General features: G+C 31.8%; 3 protein-coding genes and 4 pseudogenes. 2 read left to right on the forward strand and 5 right to left on the reverse strand.

Annotated elements, in window-relative coordinates:
- Together AB3X49_RS19370 and AB3X49_RS19375 are read right to left on the reverse strand one after the other, a co-directional pair.
- Positions 1-448 (reverse strand): site-specific integrase (locus AB3X49_RS19370; RefSeq protein ID WP_367964122.1); only part of this gene is annotated, 448 nt, incomplete at its 3' end.
- Between the two features lie 277 nt (positions 449-725).
- Positions 726-965 (reverse strand): annotated as a pseudogene (locus AB3X49_RS19375) (hypothetical protein); the annotation flags it as partial.
- A gap of 83 nt (positions 966-1048) precedes the next feature.
- Between AB3X49_RS19375 and AB3X49_RS19380 the strand changes: the two are divergent.
- Positions 1049-1757 (forward strand): annotated as a pseudogene (locus AB3X49_RS19380) (IS6 family transposase).
- Between the two features lie 22 nt (positions 1758-1779).
- Here AB3X49_RS19380 and AB3X49_RS19385 read toward each other — a convergent pair.
- From AB3X49_RS19385 to AB3X49_RS19395, 3 genes and pseudogenes are all read right to left on the reverse strand, one after another.
- Positions 1780-1998, reverse strand: a complete 219-nt coding sequence (locus AB3X49_RS19385) for a hypothetical protein (RefSeq protein ID WP_367964127.1) — start codon at positions 1996-1998, stop codon at positions 1780-1782.
- A complete protein-coding gene (locus tag AB3X49_RS19390) occupies positions 1985-2956 on the reverse strand; it encodes a tyrosine-type recombinase/integrase (RefSeq protein ID WP_367964125.1) in 972 nt (323 codons plus the stop codon). Before AB3X49_RS19390 ends, AB3X49_RS19385 begins: the two co-directional genes overlap by 14 nt.
- 277 nt (positions 2957-3233) lie before the next feature.
- Positions 3234-3473: pseudogene (locus AB3X49_RS19395) on the reverse strand (hypothetical protein); the annotation flags it as partial.
- Positions 3474-3556: 83 nt separating this feature from the next.
- Here AB3X49_RS19395 and AB3X49_RS19400 point away from each other — a divergent pair.
- Positions 3557-3675 (forward strand): annotated as a pseudogene (locus AB3X49_RS19400) (IS6 family transposase); the annotation flags it as partial.

Below are 3675 nucleotides of genomic sequence, written 5' to 3' on the forward strand. Positions count from 1 at the left end.
GATCCATAAGTACTGGACGAACGGAGCGTTGTTTTTCTGTTAATCCTTCTAATGAAGTTAAAATGTACTTTAGTCGTATTTCTTCCGATTTAGAAATAAAATCTTCATCACGTAACGCACGATTAGGCTGAATTATGAGATTCATATCTTCTAAAGGGTTAGGTATCTCTAAATATTGATACAGTCTACTTAGGACAATATAGACACGATGTATCGTTTTATCAGAGTAATTGCGTTGCTTCTTTAAATCGTTAAAATACTCTTCATAATCCTCTGTACTAAGTGTCGCCCATATATTGCGTAATGGAAGATTTTTAGATTTTTGCAACCACTGACCAAAATTTACAATATCATAAGCATATCGTTTAATTGTGGAAGGTTTTCTTCCTTTATCTAATAAGAAAGAAGTAAAATGCTGTACTGTGTCTTGGAACTCCTTTGTTGGCATAGCCTTATCATCCTAATTTTTTTCTTTTAGTATATCAAATTTTAAATCGCTTAAAGTATACATATTCTTCTAAATTCATACCTATATATTTTAAACAAACATTTGATTAATAAAAATTTTTACTTACTAATATAAACCTTGATAAATAAAAAAGATAAGATTGGGAACACGATCTTATCTTTAGCACAAGGAGTAAACAAAGGGCTAACCATCATATTTTTATTATAATTAATTTTTCGTTAATTTTTCATATTAAAACCATAATTAATAAATATATCTACATTGAGAAATCTATCACAAATTTAGTTACAAATGTTTTTTGAAACCAAAGTAAACTTTTAGCCAAAAGTTTACTTTCATTAATATCAAAGACAGTTTTTTTCTCGTATCGATGAGATTTCCGGCCATTTTTCTGTAGTAGGGTAAACAGGCGGATCAGAACCTTTATTATCTCTTGGGTGTCTTTCTGTATTGCTTGATATAACAGAGATAGATGATCTTGGATCATTCCAATTGCGGTTCTGGTGCAAAAAAATGAAGATACTTGCAAGTAATCTCTAAGCCTTGGACATACTGATACTATTACTCTACAAAAGGTGTGTGATCAGTACGGAAAAAGAAAAGACATTCAAGTGGAAACATTATCAGCCAGATATCATTCTATTAACTGTACGTTGGTACCTACGGTACAACCTCAGTTTTCGTGATTTGGTAGAAATGATGGAAAAAAGAGGTTTGTTCTTAGCACATACAACCATTATGCGTTGGGTTCATCAATATGGGCCTGAATTAGAAAGGCGTATCCGACGTCATCTTAAGAAAACAAACGATTCATGGAGGGTTGACGAAACGGATATAAAAGTAAAAGGACAGTGGATGTATTTATATCGTGCTGTTGATTCTGAAGGAAACACGATTGACTTTTATCTGAGTAAAACGAGAAATCATAAGGCTGCAAAGCGTTTCTTCAAGAAAGCTTTGCAGTCTCTTCATGTTTCTAAACCTCGTGTAATTACAGTTGACAAAAATCCAGCTTACCCAATTGCTATTGAAGAAAGAAAAAAAGATGCCTGTAGGCATCCAAATGAGACAACTCAAATATTTAAATAATATTGTGGAACAAGATCATCGTTTTATTAAAAGACGGATACGCTCTATGTTGGGGTTCAAATCATTCCAAACGGCCGTGTCTATTTTAAGTGGTGTAGAAGCGATGCATATGATGAAAAAAGAGCAGATTGATTTGCAGAATCAGTCTGTCCAAAATCAGAATATTTTTATGAATCAACTGTTTGGATTAACGGCATAAAACAAGATTCCAGTAGGTATCCTCACTTTTTGTTTAATTTATCATGTTTTTGCACCAGAACCTGGGCATGTATGGTGACCTCTATTAACTGAATTTGAAAAATATCCGAATCTTTTAGACCTAGAACACTCATTTCATCTTTAAACATTCGCCAAGATTCAACATTAAGGGATTTTGTACTTCTATCCCTTAATGTATAAATTCTTATATACTGTAGCTCTTGTTTCTTATTTTTCTTCATACAATCTTCCTTCTTTATCGTTGTAATCATAATATCTTTTTAACGCAAGTTTAGATTTAAAGCCTACATGTTTTATAATTTGCTCTTCTAAAACTTCATTTTCAATTAGCCGTAAAATGAAGGTATTCCGTAGATGTTGTGCTGAAATTCCTTTTCGTAAATTCGCTCTTTCAACTTCAAGTCGAATCATTTTTTGAACAGCAATTTCTGTTAAGGCTTTTGGGGCATCGTTGTTATATGACCAATGATAAGTTTTTCGAGTAAAATCAAATGCTACGAATAAGGGGTCATTACTATGGTATCTGGGCCGAACAGGTTCTGGAATGGTTTTGTAATAGTTAAATAATATCTTTTTATCATTTTCAATTAAATGAATCGTTCTCTCTATACCCACTATTCCTGGTACTAAGATTGTATTGTTTTCAAAATGTACGTGATTCATCTGTAGACCTACAAGTTCTTGTAAGGACAATCCATTATTAATGAGTAAATGTACAATAGCAGTGTTACGATCCATAAGTACTGGACGAACGGAGCGTTGTTTTTCTGTTAATCCTTCTAATGAAGTTAAAATGTACTTTAGTCGTATTTCTTCCGATTTAGAAATAAAATCTTCATCACGTAACGCACGATTAGGCTGAATTATGAGATTCATATCTTCTAAAGGGTTAGGTATCTCTAAATATTGATACAGTCTACTTAGGACAATATAGACACGATGTATCGTTTTATCAGAGTAATTGCGTTGCTTCTTTAAATCGTTAAAATACTCTTCATAATCCTCTGTACTAAGTGTCGCCCATATATTGCGTAATGGAAGATTTTTAGATTTTTGCAACCACTGACCAAAATTTACAATATCATAAGCATATCGTTTAATTGTGGAAGGTTTTCTTCCTTTATCTAATAAGAAAGAAGTAAAATGCTGTACTGTGTCTTGGAACTCCTTTGTTGGCATAGCCTTATCATCCTAATTTTTTTCTTTTAGTATATCAAATTTTAAATCGCTTAAAGTATACATATTCTTCTAAATTCATACCTATATATTTTAAACAAACATTTGATTAATAAAAATTTTTACTTACTAATATAAACCTTGATAAATAAAAAAGATAAGATTGGGAACACGATCTTATCTTTAGCACAAGGAGTAAACAAAGGGCTAACCATCATATTTTTATTATAATTAATTTTTCGTTAATTTTTCATATTAAAACCATAATTAATAAATATATCTACATTGAGAAATCTATCACAAATTTAGTTACAAATGTTTTTTGAAACCAAAGTAAACTTTTAGCCAAAAGTTTACTTTCATTAATATCAAAGACAGTTTTTTTCTCGTATCGATGAGATTTCCGGCCATTTTTCTGTAGTAGGGTAAACAGGCGGATCAGAACCTTTATTATCTCTTGGGTGTCTTTCTGTATTGCTTGATATAACAGAGATAGATGATCTTGGATCATTCCAATTGCGGTTCTGGTGCAAAAAAATGAAGATACTTGCAAGTAATCTCTAAGCCTTGGACATACTGATACTATTACTCTACAAAAGGTGTGTGATCAGTACGGAAAAAGAAAAGACATTCAAGTGGAAACATTATCAGCCAGATATCATTCTATTAACTGTACGTTGGTACCTACGGTACAACCTCAGTTTTCGTGATTTGGTAGAAAT

It is taken from the genome of Bacillus sp. C30, from assembly GCF_040838255.1.
Lineage (GTDB): Bacteria > Bacillota > Bacilli > Bacillales > Bacillaceae_G > Bacillus_A > Bacillus_A mycoides.

Bases quoted from the DNA above. Each gene is read 5' to 3' on its own strand.
- AB3X49_RS19390 (WP_367964125.1), bottom strand. From the start codon at position 2,956: ATGCCAACAAAGGAGTTCCAAGACACAGTACAGCATTTTACTTCTTTC.
- AB3X49_RS19385 (WP_367964127.1), bottom strand. From the start codon at position 1,998: ATGAAGAAAAATAAGAAACAAGAGCTACAGTATATAAGAATTTATACA.